Here is an 18706-nt window from a genome sequence, read left to right as displayed (position 1 = left end):
AAGCGTGTCAATCTAACACCACCCCCCCGAGCTGTCAATTATCCTCGGTCGGCGGCAGACCGGGCCTTCCGGCCCCCGAGGAGGGCGGCGGAACCACCACTCCTCGCGGCTGCCCCGGCCGGGCCTGGCCGGGCCTGCCGGGGGCCACCCGGCGGTTTCCGGCGCGGGGCGGTTCGAAGACGAACTCCCATTCCCGGTAGCTGGCGGCATCGGCGAATTTCTCGTATTCCTTGGCAAACCCGTCCTTCTTGAACGGCACCTGCTTGCTGTCGCTGCGCACTCCCTTGATCCGGCCGCCGGAACGTTTATCTTTAATGATTACGAAGTCCTCTCCGGTCATCGGGTCCTTGTACAGCTTGCGGATATGCCTGACGGTGCCGGGAAATCGCGGATCTTTAAGCAGGTCTTCGAGGGAGGAGGGCAACAGCCCGGTCTTGCCGCCGTGCTTGACGCTGAAGTAGCTCTCGATCGCCCGCCGGTACTGATCCCCGCGAAACAGCAGCTCCTGCTCTTTGGCCCGCTGCACCACGGTGCGCCAGGTCGAGCCGGCGATCCCCATGCTCAACCCCATGATCACCACCATCACCAGGACGATCATCAGGGTGATGCCATGCTGGTTGCGCAGCGGACGGATTCTTTTATCGACAGACGTTCGCATAACGTCGAACAGGATACCCCATGACGGGACGCAGGGCAAAAAGAACCACGGGATCTCACATCTCACACAGATTTCAGAAGCAAAAACTAATTTTGAGATTTTTTTGAGAACCGTCTGGTAGAATCAGACCTGAATCCGTGGGTTCAGGCCGGATGAAGAGTGCAAGTGCTTGACCTGAATGTGATTTTTGGAAAGTGCGGGCGGGTCAATGACTTGTGCTGTTTGCCGGCAATGAATTCACTGATTCAGGCATAGGCTGATAATTTCGTGACCTGGAGGGAGTGTGATGCTTCTGGACGTGACCCTGGAATCCGCAAGCCTGCTGATGGTGGCCTTCATGGCGTACAAGATCCTGCAGATCAATGCCAATCCGACTTTTCGCGGACAACCGGGGCTGGCTTCCGTGATGACTGGAACCATCCTGATCGGGCTGGCGCTGCTGCTGGATGTCTCGGACAGTTTCCCGGCCCTGAACGTTCTCCTCGTGGCCGGGGACACTCCCGGCGAAGCCTTCCTGGAAAAAACGGCCTATCTATGCGGTTACTTCTTCCTCGCCTGGGGATTCTGGAAATGGCTTCCCATCCTGCAGGAACGACAACACCTCAGGGGAGAACTGTCCGAGCAGAACAAGATCCTGTTTCAGACCCGGCAATCACTGCAGATCCAGGAAAATCTCTCCGAGGCCATCACCGCGTCCATCGACGACGCCATCTTCATGATCAGCAGACGGGGAGAAATTTCCTTCTGCAACCCGGCCGCGACCAGGCTGTTTACCCATGACGACGGAACAGCTCAACCCCTGTCCTTCAACTCGGTGTTCTCACCCTCCGGCAAGGATCGGAAAGCCACTGAGGGCTTTAGAGCCCTGCGCGATGACAGCAGCGGGGGAACCTGGAAAACGGTCGAAGCTGTCGCCAGAAAGCCGGGCGGCGAAGATTTCCCGGTCGAACTCTCGACCTCTGTGGTCGGTTTCAGTGACGACTGGAACAGACTTTGCGTCGCTCGTGACATAAGTGCCAGAAAGCGCCTGGAGGCAGAAAACAACGAACTGCTCAGACAGCTGCGGCATGGACAGAAGATGGAAGCCCTCGGCCTGCTGGCGGGCGGCATCGCCCATGATTTCAACAATATCCTGTCCGCCATCCTCGGCTACAGCGAAGTCGCCCTGACCTGTATCCAGGACAATCCGACCGCGAAAAAAAGCATCGAAGAAGTCCTCAAGGCGGGTGAGCGGGCGGCAGATCTTATCAAGCGGATCGCCACCTTCAGCAACAATCAGGAAACCGAACTGACCCCCATGAGCCTGTCCCCGGTGCTGAAGGAAACTGTCGAGCTGTTGCGCGAGGTCATTCCGGCAACAATCACCATCGAAGAGCATATCGATGAGGATGAGAAGATCATCCACGGCAGCTCAACCCAGATCCACCAGGTGCTGATGAATCTCTGCATCAACGCCGGCCACGCGATGCCCGAAGGAGGAACCCTGTCCATCGAGATCACTCCCGTCGAGGTCTCCCGCAATCACCTACCCAAGGGCAGCAGTTTTCCCACGGGACAGTATATGCGGCTGCAGGTCAGAGATACCGGCCACGGCATCGAGGAGGATATCCTCGACAGAATCTTCGACCCCTACTTCACCACCAAGACAATCGGCAAGGGGTCGGGGCTCGGCTTGTCGATCGTACACGGCATCGTGAAGGACCATCATGGCTGGATCACCGTCGACAGCCAGGTCGGCGTCGGAACGACCTTCCAGATTTTCCTGCCGACCCTGGAAACCTCAATCCGCAAGCAACCGCCCAAGAGTCCGCCGGACAAAACCACCTTTGCTACCGATTATCCCCGTCCAGAAGATCCCCCAGAGCCCCCAGCAGAGACCCCTCACCTTTGCGGCCGCCGCGCATCGCCGGGGCGCTGGCAATCACCCGGTCAGCCAGACGGGAGAAGGGCAGCGACTGCAGCCAGACCGTACCGGGCCCGGTGACGGAAGCAAAGAAGATCCCCTCGCCGCCGAACACGGCGTTGCGGATGCCGCCGACGAACTCGATGTCGTAGCTGACCTGCGGTTGCAGGGCGACCAGACAGCCGGTATCGACCTTGAGGGTCTCGCCGGGAGACAGGTCGCGGCGAATCACCATACCGCCGGCGTGGGCGAAGGCCAGTCCGTTCCCTTTCAGTCGCTGCAGGATGAAACCCTCGCCGCCGAACAGGCCGACGCCGATCTTCTTCTGGAAGGCGATATCGATCGCCACCCCCTTGGCGGCGCAGAGAAAAGCCTGTTTCTGGCAGAGCATCTCGCCGCCCATCTCCCCCAGGTCGAGCGGCACGATCTTGCCCGGATAGGGGGCGCCGAAAGCGACCCGCTGCTTGCCGACGCCGCGGTTGCTGAAGGCGGTCATGAACAGACTCTCGCCGGTCAACACCCGCTTGCCGGCGCCGAAGATTTTCTCCATCACCCCGCCCGACTCGTGGCTGCCGTCACCGAAGATGGTCACCATCTCGATGGCGCCATCCATGTACATCATCGCCCCGGCCTCGGCGACGGCGGTTTCCCCCGGATCAAGTTCAATCTCGACGAACTGCAGGTCGTCACCGAAAATCTCGAAATCGATCTCGTGCGCCGGGGCGAAGCCGTCCCGGGCCGGTCGCCGGGGATGGAACCCCTTGCGGCGCAGGAAGTCGATGAAGGCCGAAAACCGCTCCTCGGGAATCCCGTAACTGGCGCCCAGCACCGAGCGGTCGACGCCCCGATTGTATTCGCGGACAAAGCGCTGGTATTTATCGCGGGTGGCGGTTGGATCGGGCATGGGGAACTCCTTCGAGGTTCACGGGGACAGTCCCTCTCTTTAAAGGGACTGTCCCCTTGGGTTCGAGGTTCAAGGCTCGAGGTGCGAGGAGCGAACAAGCTTGTTCTCACATCTCACATCTCACATACACCGTTCCAAGGCTGATCAAAAGTGCCTGGATGCAAGGCGCCCGAAGGCCAAGGAGCGAGGTGTAGCGGCAGCTACTCCGCAGCGACGCGGACAAGGGGAACGCAGCAGACGGGTGCTTTTCATCAGCCCTCAATGCGCCTCGCGCCAATTGGCTCCTACCCCCACATCCACCACCAGCGGCAGATCAATCTCCAGTGCCGACTCCATCTCCTCCTTCACCAGCGACCGCATGGCATCCAGCTCCGCTTCCGGCACCTCGAACACCAGTTCGTCATGCACCTGCAGTACCATGCGGGATGAAAGCCCTTCGGCGTCGATGCGCCGCTGCACCCTGAGCATCGCCAGCTTGATCAGGTCGGCGGCCGAACCCTGTACCGGGTAGTTGATGGCGTTGCGCTCGGCGTAGCCGCGGATGGCGCCGTTTTTGCTGTCGATCTCCGGCACCGCGCAACGGCGGCCGAGCAGGGTCGTCACGTACTTGTACTCTTTGGCCTCGGCGATGCACTTGTCCATGAAGGCGCGGATCTTCGGGTAGCGGGCGAAGTAGCCGTCGATGTACTCCTGCGCCTCCTTGCGGCCGATGCCGAGCTGTTTGGCGAGACCGAAGGCGCTGATGCCGTAGATGACGCCGAAGTTGATCGCCTTGGCGCTGCGGCGCATCTCGTCGCTGACCATCTCGGGAAAAACTCCGAACACCTCGGCGGCGGTGCGACGGTGGATATCCTCGCCGCTGCAGAAATGTTCCTTGAGGGTGGTTTCCTCGGCCATGTGGGCGAGCAGCCGCAGCTCGACCTGCGAGTAGTCGGCCGACAGCATCAGGCAGCCCGGCTCCGGGATGAATCCCTCGCGGATGCGCCGCCCCTCCTCACTGCGGATCGGAATATTCTGCAGGTTCGGATCGGAGGAGGAGAGCCGCCCGGTGGCAGTCACCGCCTGGTTGAAGGAGGTGTGGATGCGCCCGCTTTCCTCATGGATCAGCTTCGGCAGGGCGTCGGTGTAGGTCCCTTTCAGCTTGGCCAGCGAGCGGTAATCGAGAATCAGCCGGGCGATCTCATGGTCTTCGGCGAGTTTGTTGAGGACTTCGACATCGGTCGACCAGCCGGTCCTGGTCTTTTTCCCCTTCGGCAGCTTGAGGCGTTCGAAGAGGACCTCGCCGAGCTGTTTCGGCGAGGCGACGTTGAAAGGGCCGCCGGCCAGCTGGTGGATCCCGCTTTCGAGGGCCTGCAGCTTGTCGCTGAACTCCCGCGACAGCCCGGCCATGAAGTCGGCGTCGATGCGCACCCCGGTGATCTCCATCCGAGTCAGCAGCTGCTCCAGCGGCAGTTCGACCTCGCGAAAGAGCTTTTCCTGCCCGGTTTCCTCCAGCAGCGGCGCCAGGGTCTCGGCCAGCCGCAGGGTGATGTCGGCATCCTCGGCGGCATAGGTCACCGCCCGCTCGATTTCGACCTCGGCGAAACTGATCCGGTTCTTGCCCTTGCCGCAGACCTCCTCAAACTTGATCGGCCGGTAGCCGAGCAGTTCGGCGGCCATGGCGTCCATGCCGTGGGACTTGGCGGCCGGACGGGCCAGGTAGGAAGCGAGCATCGGGTCGAAGACCAGCCCTTCGAGAGTCAGCCCGGCATGGTGCAGCACCAGCGCGTCGAACTTGGCGTTCTGGGCGATCTTGCCCTTGTTCGAATCGGCGAACAGCGGCGCCAGGCGCTTCAGCACCGGTTCCCGGTCGAGCTGCGGCGGAGCGCCGAGGTAGTAATGGCCGAGCGGCAGGTACCAGGCCTGCCCGGCTTCGACGGAAAAGGAGAGACCGACCAGCTCGTCACGCAACGGATCGAGGCCGGTGGTCTCGGTATCGAAACAGAAACGCTCCGCCGCCTCCAGCCGCCGCAGCAGCTGATCGAAATCGGCCTCGGTCAGCACCGCCTGGTAACTGCCGGCAACCGCCTGCGGGTCGCTGGAGAACTCGTCCAGCAGGCGCTGGAACTCGCATTCCTTGAACAGCTCGGTCAATTGCTCGCGATCGGGCTCGCCGGGGGTCAGGACCTCGCGGTCCAGCTCCAGCGGCAGGTCATCGACCAGGGTGACCAGTCGCCGCGAAAGCCGCGCCTGGTCGGCGAACTGTTCGAGATTGGCGCGCCGCTTCGGCTGTTTGATCTGCTCCAGTCCGGCGAGCAGGGTCTCAAGATCACCGAACTGATCGATCAGCAGCTTCGCCGTCTTTTCGCCGATGCCCGGTACCCCCGGAACATTGTCAGAGCTGTCACCGGCCAGTGCCTGGACCTCGACTACTTTGTCCGGGCCGCCGAAACGCTCGCTCACCTCCGCCGGACCGAAACGTTTGTCCTTCATGGTATCGAGCAGGCTGACCCGCTCGTCGACGATCTGCATCAGGTCCTTGTCGCCGGTCACCACCGTCACCTCCAGGCCCTCCGCCGAGGCTTTGCGCGCCAGGGTGGCGATAATATCATCCGCCTCGTAACCGGGCTCTTCGAAGGCGGCCAGGCGGAAACCCTGCACCACCCGCTTGATCAGCGGAATCTGCGGCACCAGGTCCTCCGGCATGGCGGCGCGGTTGGCCTTGTATTCGGGATAGATGTCCTTGCGGAAGGTCGGTCCCCGGCTGTCGAAAACCACCGCCAGGTAATCGGGTTGTTCATCACGAATGATCTTCAGCAGCATCGAGGTGAAGCCGTACACCGCGTTGGTCGCCATACCCCTGGAGTTGCTCAGGTGGCGGATGGCATAATAGGCGCGATAGATGTAACTTGAACCGTCAATCAGGTAGAGACGGGGGATGGACATGAATCCTCCTTGAAACGGCCCTGAATCAATGAACCCACGGATTCAGGACGGGATCGAAAAAACCGGGTGACTGTCCACTGTAAACCATTGTCGGCAACAGTCCAACCCCCGCGTGATGTCATCGTGACGGTGTGCCGACCCGTCATTTACACAGATCAAAAACCGCGCTTAGCAGCTTGCCTTTTCAGCATCTTACGCCTATTCTTAGAACACCCTGAAGCAGTGAGTTTTACGCTGAAGCTCACAGATTCGGCAAATTTTTTTCCTGATCCATTGACAGGTGGCCCGCGGGCGACACCGATGATATTGACGTTCCTACAGAAAAACACCAGGGGGATCTTTCTGCTGCTGAGCATTCTGCTCGGCCTCGCGACAGGTTATTTCTGTGCCGTTCTGCTCGGACTGCTGCTGCAACCGGGAGCGCCGGAGCCGGTTCGGCAGCCGACCCGCGTGACGCGACCGGCACGTAAACCGGTCCTGAATGACTACCAGGCGATCCTGCAGCGCAATATCTTCAATTCGGCCGGCGGCAAACTGAGCTTCGCTCCGTCGACCCCGACCCGCAGCAGCGGCACGCCGACGGCCACCGTCGGCAACTGGACCCTGATCGGCACCGTCAGCGGCGGCAGCAAGCCACTGGCGGCCCTGGCCGGCGACGGCAAGACCAGAACCTACCGGCTCGGCGCCAAGCTGCCGGGGGGGGCGCGGCTGACGAAGATCGAACGCAGTAAGGTCACCCTGACCCTGGCGGGTGGCCGGCAGCAGATCCTCGAACTGCCGAAAAAGAACGCGTCCTCCCGCCCCCGGGCCAGGGCCGCGGCCGTCCGGGCGGGGAACAGAAAACCGGTCGGCAAACAGGACTACGCGGTGCGTTCGCTGGGGAAAAATCGCTGGCAGATCCCCCGCAGCGCTGCGGAAAAGGCCCGCTCCAACATTGGCGAACTGCTCAAACAGGCCCGGGTCGAACCCTACGTCGTCAACGGCAGCACCGAAGGCTTTGTTATCAAGATGATCAAACCCGGCAGCCTCTTCAACCAGATCGGACTGCGGGTCGGTGATGTTCTCCACGAAATCAACGGGGTTCCCCTCGAATCCCCGGAAAAGGCCCTGCAGGTCTTTCAGCAACTGCGCCAGGCCAGGCAGATCAATGTCTCCCTGGAGCGCCGAGGCAATCCCATGACCTTCAGCTACGAAATCGATTGACGCGATGAAGACGATGATAATGATGAACGCTTCCCGATATCACCGATGGCGGGCGCAGGTGGTTTTCCCGACCCTGCTGATCCTGCTGTCACTGCTTTTGTCGACCGCGCCCCTGTGGGCCGCGCCGACAAAAGCTCCCAGGGACGACCGGATCTCCCTCGACTTCAAGGATGTCGAGCTGACCGACCTGATCCAGACCATGTCGGAGTTGACCGGTCGCAATTTCCTCTACGACGAAAAGGTCCGCGGCAAGGTCACCATCGTCTCTCCCGGCGGCATGAAGCTGGGAGACGCTTATCAACTCTTCCTCAGCGTGCTGCAGGTCAAGGGTTACACGGTGGTGCCGAGCGGCAAGGTCAACAAGATCGTCCCGATCAAGTCCGCCCGGCAGGAGAACCTGCCGGTCACCAGCCGCCGCAGTGACGAAGCCTATGTCACCCGACTGGTCACCCTGACCTACGCCAACGCCTCCGACCTGGCCTCGACAATCCTGACGCCGTTGATTCCGAAGACCAGCAATATCGTCGCCTTCGCCCCGTCCAACACCCTGGTCATCACCGACAGCGCCACCAATATCGAACGGCTGGTCAAGATCATCAAGCAGCTCGATGTCCCGGGCAACCTCGGCCAGATGGAGATCTTCACCCTCAAGAACGGCGACGCCGAAGAGGTCGCCAAGATCGCCAACAGCATTATCGGCCAGGCGGGCGGCGCCACCGGCCGCCGGGCACGCGCCGCGCGCAATGTCAAGACCGCCGGCAGCGCGGTCGCCAGCCGGGTGATCGCCTATCCGCGGACCAACGCCCTGATCGCCATCGCCGATGCCGAAGAGATGGAAACCCTGCGCGGCCTGATCGCCCAACTGGACGGCGAATCGGGTGACGAGCGGGCTCATATCAATGTCTATTACCTGGAGAACGCCGACGCCGAAACCCTGGCCAAGACCCTGAATGAAATCATCACCGGCATGCGCACCCAGGCCCGCACCCAGCCGACGGCCAAGGGCGGCAAAGGGAGCAACCCGATCGCCAGGGGACCGGTGTCGATCACCGCCGACAAACCGACCAACGCCCTGCTGATCAACGCCAGTCCCGAGGCCTATACCACCATCAAGGGGATCATCAAGCAGCTCGACATCAAGCGCAAACAGGTCTACGTCGAGGCCCTGATTCTTGAACTCTCGATGGATGCCACCCGTGAGGTCGGCGCCTCGCTGCAGGGCGCGCTCCAGATCGGCAACAACAGCGTGGTCCTCGGCACCAGCAATCTCAACAGCGGAACGGCTAACTTCGGCAGTCTCTCCCCGGCATCCGGCAGCCAGGTGCCGAGTCTGCTGACCCAAACCATCAACGGCCTGCTGCTCGGCGGGCTGTTCAGCCCGATCACCGCCACCGGCCCGGACGGCAACGAGATCACCATCCCGGCCTTTTCTGCCCTGATCCGGCTCTCCGAAACCAGCACGGATGTCAACATCCTCTCGGCACCGCGGCTGCTGACCTCCGACAACGAGGAAGCAGAGATCATTGTCGGCTCCAACGTTCCGATCATCACCAGCCGCCTGACCGACACCGGCGGGACCGGACTGGCCCAGTCGGTGGCGGTGGAACGCCAGGACGTCGCCCTGACGCTGCGTTTCACCCCCCAGGTGACCGAGGGCAACCTGGTGCGGCTCAATGTCTTCCAGGAAATTACCGATATCGCTCCCGCAAACCCGGCCATCGGCGACCCGACCGAGGTCGGACCGACCTTCACCAAGCGACAGCTGCGTAACACGGTACTGGCCGAAGACGGCAAGACCATCGTCCTCGGCGGGCTGATCGGCACCAATATCCAGGCGACCGAGTCCAAGGTTCCGCTGCTCGGTGATATCCCCTTCCTCGGCCGCCTGTTTCGTTCCGAAGGCACCTCGGAACAGAAGACCAACCTGCTGGTCTTCATCACGCCGAAAATCATCCGCAATTCCAAGGACCTGACCGACATCACCCTCAAGGCGCGGATGACCGGTGAGGGATTCCAGACCGAGGCGCTGCGCAAATCGGTGCCGCGCGACGCCCTGATCACCAACATCCGCGGCAGCGATGACGCGGACGAGGAAACCCCGCGGCCATGATCCAGTGGACGCGACTCGGCGAACTGCTGCAGCAGCAGTTCGGCATCGAGGCAGAAACCATCGCCGCCGCCCTGGAGGTGCAGGCCGAACAGAACGGCCGACTCGGCGACATCCTCAGCGAACGCTTCGGCCTGTCGGGAAAGATCCTCGGCGCGGCACTGGCGAAACAGTTCAACCTGCCCTTTTTCGAGACCCTGCCCGAACCGACCGGGGTCGGGGAACTGATCGAACGCCTGCCGCTCGGTTATGTTCGCGAACAGCGCATCTTTCCCCTTGAGCAGGACAAGGGTCGACTGCTGCTCGCCGTCGCCGACCCCGGCAACGGCAAGGCGGTCAACGACCTGGTCGCCCTGACCGGCAACCAGGTGGAAATCTGCCTGGCGACCGAGGAGGAAATCCTCGCCGCCGTCAATCGCGCCTACGAACAGCAGGCCGACAAAACCGACAACCTGGCGCCCGACATCGGCAGCAGCGACGACGGCCTGGAACCGCAACTGGAGCCGGCCGACCTGCTCGACACCAGCGACGAGGCGCCGATCATCCGCTTCGTCAACAGCCTGCTGACCAAGGCCTACCGCGAGCGCGCCAGCGACATCCATCTCGAACCCTTCGAAACCGAGCTGGTGGTCCGCTACCGCATCGACGGTATCCTCTACGAAGTGTTGCGACCGCCGCAGCGGGCGCATGCCGCCATCATCTCGCGACTGAAGATCATGGCCGGACTCGACATCGCCGAAAAACGCCTGCCCCAGGACGGTCGCTTCCGGGTACGGATCGCCGGCAAGGATCTCGACGTGCGCGTCTCCTCCCTGCCGACCGCCTTCGGCGAACGGCTGGTACTGCGGCTGCTGGAAAAGAGTTCCAGCGTCCTCGACCTGGCCGATATCGGCATGGACCGGAAACTGCTGCAGCAGCTCGGCGGTCTGATTACGCAACCGCACGGCATCTTCCTGGTCACCGGGCCGACCGGTTCGGGCAAGACCACCACCCTCTACGCCGCCCTGACCCGGCTCAACAACCGCGAAAAGAACATTATCACCGTCGAAGACCCGATCGAGTACCAGCTCACCGGCATCAGCCAGATCCAGGTCAATCCGAAGATCGACCTGACCTTCGCCGCCGGGCTGCGCTCGATTCTGCGCCAGGATCCGGACATCATCATGGTCGGTGAAATCCGCGACGGCGAAACCGCCGAGATAGCCGTGCAATCGGCGCTGACCGGCCACATGGTCTTCTCGACCCTGCACACCAACGACGCCGCCGGCGCCCTCACCCGGCTGACCGAAATGGGAATCGAACCGTTTCTCGCCGCCAGCTCAATCAGCGGCATCCTCGCCCAGCGCCTGGTACGGCGGCTCTGCCCCCATTGCCGCCAGGCCTACACGCCGACCCCCGAGGTGCTGGCCGAGATCGGCAGCGGCATCAGCCTGCCGCCGAAAGTGAAATTCTACCAGGGGCGCGGCTGCGATGAATGCCTGCAGATCGGCTACCGCGGCCGTACCGGGATCTACGAACTGCTGGTCATGGATGACCGTATCCGCGACCTGCTGATGCAGGGCAAGGACGCGACCAGCATCCGTCATGCCGCCCAGCAGGCCGGTATGCTCAGTCTCAGGCATTCGGGCTTAAACAAGGTGCTGGCAGGGGAGACCTCGCTGGAAGAGGTGCTGCGCGTCACCCAGGACGAAACCTAGGATCGCATCCGCATGCCGACTTACGAATACAGCGGCTTCGACGCCAGGGGCAAAAAGGTCAGCGGCACCCACGAGGGCAGCGGCCGGAGAGCGGTCATGGCCGCCCTGCGGCAACAGGGGATTTTCCCGACCGAGATCCACCCCGAGGGGAGCAGGCGCAAGCCCATCTGGCAGAGAAGCTTCCAGCTGCGCTCCGGGGTGCCAATCGAGGACCTGGCCATCGCCACCCGCCAGCTGGCCACCCTGCTCGGCGCCGGGCTGGCGCTGGACGAGGCCCTGGGAAGCGTCGCCGGACAGCTGGAAAAAGTCCAACTGGCCACCGCTTTCAACCGTGCCCGCGACCAGGTCGTCCAGGGCGAGACCCTGCACCAGGCGCTGGCGATGCAGGAGCGGCTGTTTCCACCGATCTTCATCAACATGGTGCAGGTCGGCGAAAACAGCGGCACCCTCGACCAGGTGCTGGAGCGGCTGGCCGATTTTCTCGAAGAACAGGCCCGCCTGCGCGGCAAGATCAGCGCGGCGCTGGCCTACCCGGTGCTGATGGCGCTGGTCGGCTGCGGGGTGCTTTTCTTCCTGGTCAGCTACGTGCTGCCCAAGGTGACGCGGATGCTCACTGACCTCGACCAGGTCCTGCCGCTGCCAACCCGGCTGCTGATCGCCGTCAGCGGCCTGCTGCAGAGTTACGGCTGGCTGGTGCTGCTGCTGCTGGCCGCCGCGGCCCTGCTGCTGCGGCGCTGGGCCAGAAGCGAACAGGGCGGGACCAGAATCGACCGGCTGGCGCTGCGGCTGCCGCTGGTCGGGCGACTCAACCTGCTGATCGCCACCGCCCGTTTCAGCCGCACCCTCGGCACCCTGCTGCAGAGCGGCGTACCGTTGCTGCGCGCCCTCGATATCGCCAGCAACCTGCTCAGCAACCGGGTGCTGCGGCAGGCCGTCACCATCGCCACCGCCCAGGTGCGGGAAGGAGAAGGACTGGCGGTCCCGCTGCAGCGGCTGAAGGTTTTTCCGACCATGCTGGTACAGATGATCGCGGTCGGCGAGCGCAGCGGTGAAATGGAACAGATGCTGTTCCGCGTCGCCGACACCTACGAGCACCAGGTCGACCTCGCCATCGGCCGCCTGCTCTCGCTGCTGGAACCGATCATGATCCTGCTGATGGGCGGCGCGGTCGGCTTCATCGTCCTCGCCATCCTGCTGCCGATTTTCCAGGCCAGCCAGGGGCTGGGGTGAGGCTCAAGGCTCAAGGCTCAAGGCTCAAGGCTCAAGGCTCAAGGCTCAAGGCTCAAGGAGAATGTAGGCTGCAAATAACTTCAATCAAAGAGGAATCTTATGAAACGGATATCGCAATTGCTGGTCAGGGGTCAGCGCGGCTTTACGCTGATTGAAATCCTCGTCGTGGTGGTGATTCTCGGCATTCTTGCCGGGATTGTCGTCCCGCGGCTGCTCGACGAACCGGAGAAGGCCCGCCGCACCAAGGCCGCGGTGCAGATCAAGAGCCTGGAGGAGTCGGTGTCGATGTTCAAACTCGACAACGGCTTCTACCCGAGTACCGAGCAGGGGCTGCAGGCACTGGTGGAGAAGCCGCAGACCGGACGCATCCCGGCCCGCTGGCGCGAGGGCGGCTACATCAAGAAGCTGCCGGTCGATCCCTGGAGCAATCCCTACGTCTACCTCTCCCCCGGCATCCACGGTGACTTCGACATCATCTCCTACGGTCCCGACGGTGAACCGGGCGGCGAAGGGGACAACGCCGACATCAACAGCTGGGAGATTGAATAAAGGCGGGCGCCGGGTGTCGGGCACTGGGCGCCGGGCGCAGAAAGGGGACAGGCACCTGCGGAGCCCGTCCCCGCACAAGCAGCGAACAAGGCATGACACCGAGCTGGGCGAAAAGAACCGCTCCCGCGCAGCCGGGTTTACGCTGATCGAACTGGCGATAGTGGTGCTGCTGCTCGGCCTCTTCGCCGGCCTGAGCATGCCGATGCTGCTCAACTTCGGCCAGGACGACCTGCGCGCCTCAGCCCGACGACTCTCGGGGACGGTCAAGTATCTCTACAATGAGGCTGCCCTGACCGGCCTCGAACATCGACTGGTTTTCAACCTCGCTGAAGGCAGCTATTATGGTCAGGTGGTCGACCGCAAGGACGAGATCAAGGAATTGACCGGCATCGGCGGGCGTCACAGTCTGGCCGGCGACGCCCGTTTTCGTGACATCTACCAGCCGCGCCGCGGTACCCGCAACAGCGGCGAGGTCACCACCGCCCTGCTCCCCGGCGGCTGGCTGGAAGAAACCGTCATCCACCTCGCCATGCCGGACGGAGAAAACCTCACCCTGCGGCTGGTGCCGCTGACCGGAACGACGGAGTTTTTCGACGGGTATCGGGAGTTTGAGGAAGCTGGGCGATAGGTTCAAGGCAGTGGGCAGTAGGCAGCAGGCAGTAAACTGCAAGCGGAGAGATCTGTTGAAGGAATGTGTTCCAGTCCCTGCACACGCACGACCGTTGAAGGAGCTGGGCGAGGGGGACAGGCACCTGCGGAGCCAGTCCCCGCAACCAACGGAGAGGTAGTCCCTGGCAGCATGACACAACCGTTGAAGCAGCGAGCGAGCACTGACGCCGAGCTGGGCGAAAAGAACCGCTCCCCGGCAGCCGGTTTTACTTTGCTGGAGGTGATGATCGCCCTCGCCATCATCGGCGTCGCCCTGGTGGCCCTGCTCGGGCTGGCGCAGCGCAGCATCAGCACCAACCAGCGGCTGCAGCAGATCACCCGCGCCACGCTGCTGGCACAGTCGAAGATGGCGGAGATCGAAACCGGCATCGGCAGCGACGGCAGCGATGCCGAAGGAACCTTCACCGACCCCGACGATGCCTTCAGCTGGACCGTCCGCAGCAGCGAAACCCCGGTTGAAGGCGTACGCCAGGTGGAGGTGACGGTCTTTTGGGGGCGGGAAGAAAAAAACGAGTCGGTGCACCTGATTTCCTTCCTGCAACGGGGAGGCGCCGGATGAAGCGTCAGCGCGGCTTCACCCTGATTGAAATCCTGGTCGCGGTGACCGTCATCAGCCTGCTGTTGAGCACCATCTACGGCGTCTTCAGCACCACCAGCGAAGCCAAGCGGAAAGTCGAGGAGAAAGCCGCAGCGGTCCACCTCGGCCGGGTACTCTTTTCCCGCATCGACCGCGAACTGCTGGGTCTGTCGCTGTCGACCGATCCACGACAGACGGTTCTGGAAGGGGGCAGGAACGACCGCGGCGAACCCTACCTGGCCATGCTCAGCAATGCCGGAGAGGGGCCGCTGGAGGGGCTGGCGCGGATTCGCTACCGGCTGGTTGCCGGCGACGATACGGATCCGGACGCAGGGCTCTGGCGGGACAGCGGAGCGGCCTACCAGCCCGCCGAGGAGATGATTCCCAGCCGCCTCAGCGGCCTGGTCGAGGCGTTCAGTCTGCGCTTCAACGACGGCGGTGGCTGGCGGCAGAGCTGGGATTCGAGCCGGGACGGCATCCCGAAACTGGTCGAGGTCAGCCTGCGATTGAAGCTGGGGGACGGCAGCCTGCCGCTGCACACCATCTTCCAGCCGCCACGGGGCGGGACACCGTGAAGGCCGTCGGTAACGAACGCGGCATGGTGCTGCTGCTGGTGCTGGTGGTGGTGGCGCTGTTGAGCGCGCTGCTGAGCGAGTTCGCCTTTTCGACCCTGGTCGATCTGCGGCTCACGGAAACCTTTCGCGACAGCGTCCGGGCCGGCTACCTGGCCCGCGGCGGCCTGACCGTCGGCCGCATGCTGTTGCAGCAGGACCACAACAGCTACGATGCCCCCGGCGCCCCCGAGGAACTCTGGTCCCAGGAGGTGACCAATTTCCCGGTGGCCGACGGCGCGGTCAGCATCAGCATCCACGATCTCGACGGCCGGCTCGACCTGAACCTCCTGATCGACGCGCAGGGCAACCCCAACGTGGTGATGCGCAGCCGCTTCGAACGGCTCTGCGACCTGCTCGGCCTTGAAGATCCGGCAGCCCTGTCGGCGGCGCTGATCGACTGGCTCGACGCCGATGACGACACCGGGGAACTGGGTGCCGAAAGTGACTACTACCAGCAGCTGCAGCCCCCCTACCCGGCGGCCAACGGCGCCCTGACCGCGGTCGACGAGCTGGTTCGGGTACGCGGCTTCGACCGGGAGGCGGTCAACGCCCTGAAACCCTTTGTTACCGTCTGGGGCGGCGACAAGCTGAACATCAACTCGGCTCCGCGCGAGGTGCTGCTGGCATGGGATGAGGAAATGACCGAGGAATTGGCCGAAACGGTGCTGGCCGGACGCAGCGACGCTCCCTACAAAAACACGGACCAGTTACGTGACATCATGGGGGTCGAAGCCTTCAGCATCCTTAACCGCAACCTCGATCTGACAGTCACCAGCAGGATCTACCACATCGCCAGCAGAGGTGAAGTCGATTCCGGGATTCGTCGCCTGGAGGCGATTGTCAACAAGCAGGGCAACCAGTTGCTCTGGCAGAAAGTGGATTGACCATGCGACGCAAAATCATCGCCCTGGATACCAGTGTCACCCCCTGGCAGCTGGCCGTCGCCGGCAGCGTCAGGGGTGGAACGCGGCTTGACCAGCTCGCCGAGCTTGACCGCGACCCGCAACGACCGCTCGATGAACAGTTGCGGGAAGCCCTGGGCTGTCCCCTCGATGCCGGTGACCGGCTGGCGGTCTGCCTGCCGGCGAGCAGCGCCCTGATCCGCTGGCTCGATTTCCCCTTTCACGATACCCGCAAAATCGCCGCCGCCACCCCCGCGGAACTGTCCTGTCAGCTGCCCTGTGAACTCGATGACTACCAGGTTCGCCAGGTTCGCCTCAATGCCGCCCCGGCCGCGGAAAACACCATTCTCGCCGCCGCCCTGCCGACCACCGTCATCGAACAGCTGCTGGACCCGTTCGATGACGATCGCGAGCCGCTCGGCTTTATCGGCCTGGCGCCTTTCGCCTGGCACGACGGGCTGGCCGATCAGCTGAATGACGGACTGCTGGTCTGCGTCAGCGGGTCGGAAATCAGCCTGGCATTGAGCAGGGACGGGGTTCTGCAGGATCTGCGCGTCAGACCGCGTCTCGGCGATCAGCGCAGCATCGACCAGGTGGAGTTCATCCTCCGCCAGGGGCGCATCCTGCTCGGCAACTGCCCCGGGCAACGCAACGTCATGCTGCTCGGTGAGGAGGCCGACAGCGAACTGGCCGCGGCGCTGCGGGCCGCCGGCATGGAGGTCGCGACCCCGCAGCTCGATTGTGCCGGCAACCGGGTCCCGGCCGGGCAGTTGCCCGCCGCCGCCCTGGCCCTGGGAATCGCCGGTCAGAAAAACGCCGGCCTCAATTTCCGCAGCGGTTCCTTCGCCCTGAAAAACGAGTGGCAGGCACTCAAGCGGCGGCTGCTGGGCGCGGCCGCGCTGCTGACAGCCACCCTGCTGCTGCTCGGCGCCGGCGCCGGGGTCCAGTATCACCAGCGCAGCAATCGCCTCGTTCAACTCAAACAGGCGATGCGTCAACAATATCTGCAGACCTTCCCCGGGGAAAAGGCGATCGTCGATGTGCCGCTGCAGCTGCAGGCCAAGATCCGCGAACTGCAGAAGAAACAATCCCGCCTGGGGACAGGCAACAGCAGCGCCCTGCAGGTGCTGAAAGAGGTCTCGGCCCGCTGTCCGACAAAATTCAAACTCGACATCCGCGAATACAGCTACAGCCCGACCGGGTTGCGGCTCGGCGGATCGACCGACAGTTTTGACGCCGTCACCCAGATCGCCCGCAGCCTCAAGACGTCTCCCCTGTTCAGCGAAGTCAAGATCAGCGACACCAAGCAGAAGTCGAGTGATGAGCGGGTCGAGTTCCGCCTGCAGCTCAGCTTCGCCGCCCCCGGAGGTGCCTCATGAGCCGTGAGCTGACCCTCAGGGAACGCTGGGCCCTGGCGATAGGCGGCGTGGCCGTGCTGCTGACCCTGGTCACCTTCGGCATCATCGTCCCCTACCGCCAGGCATTGCAGCGGCTCGATACCCGCATCGCCTCCAGCCAGCGGCAGATGAATGACATTGAATCGCTGCTGCAGCAATATCGTCAGCTCAAATCGGCCGCCGACCGAATCGAACGGCAGGCCGGAAAAGCCGGTGATTTCTCCCTGATTTCCTTTGTCGAAACCACCGCCGCCGGCATCGGTGCCCGCGACCGACTCGTCTATCTGCGGCCGCAACCGCTGACCGGCGACGACACCTTGTTGCGCGAATCGGTGGAAGTCAAACTGGAACGGCTCGCCCTCGACCAGCTGGTCCGGCTGCTGTACGCGGTGGAGAATTCCAGGGGCACGCTGCAGACCGCCCAGTTGCGGATCAAAACCCGTTTCGATGATCCCAGCCGGCTTGACGTGGTTCTCACCCTGAACAGCTACGGCAGGAGCAGCTGATGGCCCGATTCAACCTGCCCCGCATCGGCACCGACAACAAACGCCAGGTTCTGCTCTGTGTGCTCTGCGGTCTGCTGGCGGCATTGGTCGCCTTCTGGGTCAACCTGCCGGTCAGACCGCTGGCCGATCGGCTGGTCCAGTCCGCCGCCAAACAGGGGCTGCACATGGTGATTGACCGTCCGGCGCTGGCCTTCCCCTTCGGCCTGCACGCCGCCGGGATGGAGGTCAGGATCCCCAACCTGCCCCACCCGCCGATCCCGCTGCGCGGGCTGACCCTGACCCCGGCCTGGACCAGCCTCTTCGGCAGCAACCCGGGTCTCGACCTGGAAACCGGCGTTATGTCAGGCAAGCTGTGGGCGACCGTCCACCGCAAGGGGGATATCGCCCTGCGGCTCAAGGGCCTGCAATTAAGCGAATCACTCGGTCCGCGGCTGCCGCTGCAGGTGGTCGCGGTCATCGAAAGCGGGCAGTTCAACGGCCGGCTGCCGCTGGCCGGTCGAAACAGTTCCGACCTCGAACTGACCCTGAACAACGCCGCCCTGGTCGGGTTGAAGACATTCGGCGCCGCCAGGGACCGGCTCAATCTCGGCCGCATCAGGCTGAAAGCCGGCGGCCGTGGCGCGACCCTGAAAATCACCACCCTGGAGGCCTCCGGCGGCGATATCGAAGCGGCCGGCAGCGGCAGCCTGACCCTCGGCCGCACTCCGGCCTTAAGTCGCCTGAACCTGACCCTGCAGCTGAAACCATCCGCGGCTCTTGACCCGGCCCTGCGCGACCTGCTCAACCTGCTCGGCAAGCCGGGGCGCGACGGCCGCTACCGACTGCGCCTCAGCGGTCCACTGAACGCACTCAGAACGAGGTAGAC

15 protein-coding genes and 1 pseudogene are annotated in these 18706 nt (G+C 63.3%); 13 read left to right on the top strand and 3 right to left on the bottom strand.

The genetic code is table 11. The features are described 5' to 3' along the window. Positions 1–34: 34 nt before the first annotated feature. On the bottom strand, positions 35–658 hold the full coding sequence (locus tag C2E25_RS10450; RefSeq protein ID WP_103115689.1) for a type II secretion system protein: 624 nt from the start codon (positions 656–658) through the stop codon (positions 35–37). Positions 659–944: 286 nt separating this feature from the next. Here C2E25_RS10450 and C2E25_RS17880 point away from each other — a divergent pair. After that, a pseudogene (locus C2E25_RS17880) lies at positions 945–2417 on the top strand (two-component system sensor histidine kinase NtrB); the annotation flags it as partial. A gap of 70 nt (positions 2418–2487) precedes the next feature. Here the strand turns inward: C2E25_RS17880 and C2E25_RS17875 are convergent. Together C2E25_RS17875 and polA are read right to left on the bottom strand one after the other, a co-directional pair. Then, positions 2488–3465, bottom strand: coding sequence for a TIGR00266 family protein (locus tag C2E25_RS17875; RefSeq protein ID WP_103115687.1), 978 nt, complete (start codon positions 3463–3465; stop codon positions 2488–2490). A 258-nt stretch (positions 3466–3723) separates the two neighbouring features. Then, positions 3724–6390, bottom strand: coding sequence for a DNA polymerase I (gene polA, locus C2E25_RS10435; RefSeq protein ID WP_103115686.1), 2667 nt, complete (start codon positions 6388–6390; stop codon positions 3724–3726). Between the two features lie 300 nt (positions 6391–6690). Here polA and gspC point away from each other — a divergent pair, with 300 nt between their 5' ends. From gspC to gspN, 12 genes are all read left to right on the top strand, one after another. Further along, complete coding sequence (gene gspC / locus C2E25_RS10430; RefSeq protein ID WP_103115685.1) at positions 6691–7593, top strand: type II secretion system protein GspC; 903 nt, start codon at positions 6691–6693, stop codon at positions 7591–7593. A 22-nt stretch (positions 7594–7615) separates the two neighbouring features. Continuing rightward, positions 7616–9703, top strand: coding sequence for a type II secretion system secretin GspD (gene gspD, locus C2E25_RS10425; protein WP_158247216.1), 2088 nt, complete (start codon positions 7616–7618; stop codon positions 9701–9703). Further along, positions 9700–11397 (top strand): type II secretion system ATPase GspE, encoded by a 1698-nt coding sequence (gene gspE / locus C2E25_RS10420; RefSeq protein WP_103115683.1) that lies wholly within the window; start codon positions 9700–9702, stop codon positions 11395–11397. The genes gspD and gspE overlap by 4 nt, the downstream gene beginning before the upstream one ends. A gap of 12 nt (positions 11398–11409) precedes the next feature. Further along, positions 11410–12627 (top strand): type II secretion system inner membrane protein GspF, encoded by a 1218-nt coding sequence (gene gspF, locus C2E25_RS10415; protein ID WP_103115682.1) that lies wholly within the window; start codon positions 11410–11412, stop codon positions 12625–12627. A gap of 99 nt (positions 12628–12726) precedes the next feature. Continuing rightward, positions 12727–13176 (top strand): type II secretion system major pseudopilin GspG, encoded by a 450-nt coding sequence (gene gspG, locus C2E25_RS10410; RefSeq protein WP_103115681.1) that lies wholly within the window; start codon positions 12727–12729, stop codon positions 13174–13176. A 13-nt stretch (positions 13177–13189) separates the two neighbouring features. Beyond that, the gene (locus C2E25_RS10405; RefSeq protein WP_103115680.1) at positions 13190–13804 is read left to right on the top strand and encodes a prepilin-type N-terminal cleavage/methylation domain-containing protein; all 615 of its coding nucleotides are present in this window, start codon (positions 13190–13192) and stop codon (positions 13802–13804) included. A 171-nt stretch (positions 13805–13975) separates the two neighbouring features. Beyond that, entirely contained in the window at positions 13976–14404 is a 429-nt protein-coding gene (gspI, locus tag C2E25_RS10400; protein ID WP_158247215.1) for a type II secretion system minor pseudopilin GspI, read from the top strand. Beyond that, entirely contained in the window at positions 14401–14997 is a 597-nt protein-coding gene (locus C2E25_RS10395) for a prepilin-type N-terminal cleavage/methylation domain-containing protein (RefSeq protein WP_103115678.1), read from the top strand. The genes gspI and C2E25_RS10395 overlap by 4 nt, the downstream gene beginning before the upstream one ends. Next, complete coding sequence (gene gspK, locus C2E25_RS10390; protein WP_103115677.1) at positions 14994–15920, top strand: type II secretion system minor pseudopilin GspK; 927 nt, start codon at positions 14994–14996, stop codon at positions 15918–15920. The genes C2E25_RS10395 and gspK overlap by 4 nt, the downstream gene beginning before the upstream one ends. A 2-nt stretch (positions 15921–15922) precedes the next feature. After that, a complete protein-coding gene (gspL, locus tag C2E25_RS10385) occupies positions 15923–17317 on the top strand; it encodes a type II secretion system protein GspL (RefSeq protein ID WP_103115676.1) in 1395 nt (464 codons plus the stop codon). Next, positions 17314–17841 carry a type II secretion system protein GspM gene (gene gspM / locus C2E25_RS10380; protein ID WP_103115675.1) on the top strand — a complete coding sequence of 176 codons (528 nt, stop codon included), beginning with the start codon at positions 17314–17316 and terminating at the stop codon, positions 17839–17841. Before gspL ends, gspM begins: the two co-directional genes overlap by 4 nt. Then, positions 17841–18704 carry a type II secretion system protein GspN gene (gene gspN / locus C2E25_RS10375; protein WP_103115674.1) on the top strand — a complete coding sequence of 288 codons (864 nt, stop codon included), beginning with the start codon at positions 17841–17843 and terminating at the stop codon, positions 18702–18704. The genes gspM and gspN overlap by 1 nt, the downstream gene beginning before the upstream one ends. Positions 18705–18706 lie beyond the last annotated feature (2 nt).

Source organism: Geothermobacter hydrogeniphilus, assembly GCF_002898515.1.
In the GTDB taxonomy this organism is placed as follows: domain Bacteria; phylum Desulfobacterota; class Desulfuromonadia; order Desulfuromonadales; family Geothermobacteraceae; genus Geothermobacter_A.
Note: the sequence above shows the minus strand (reverse complement) of the source record. Positions and strands in the feature narration are given on the sequence as shown.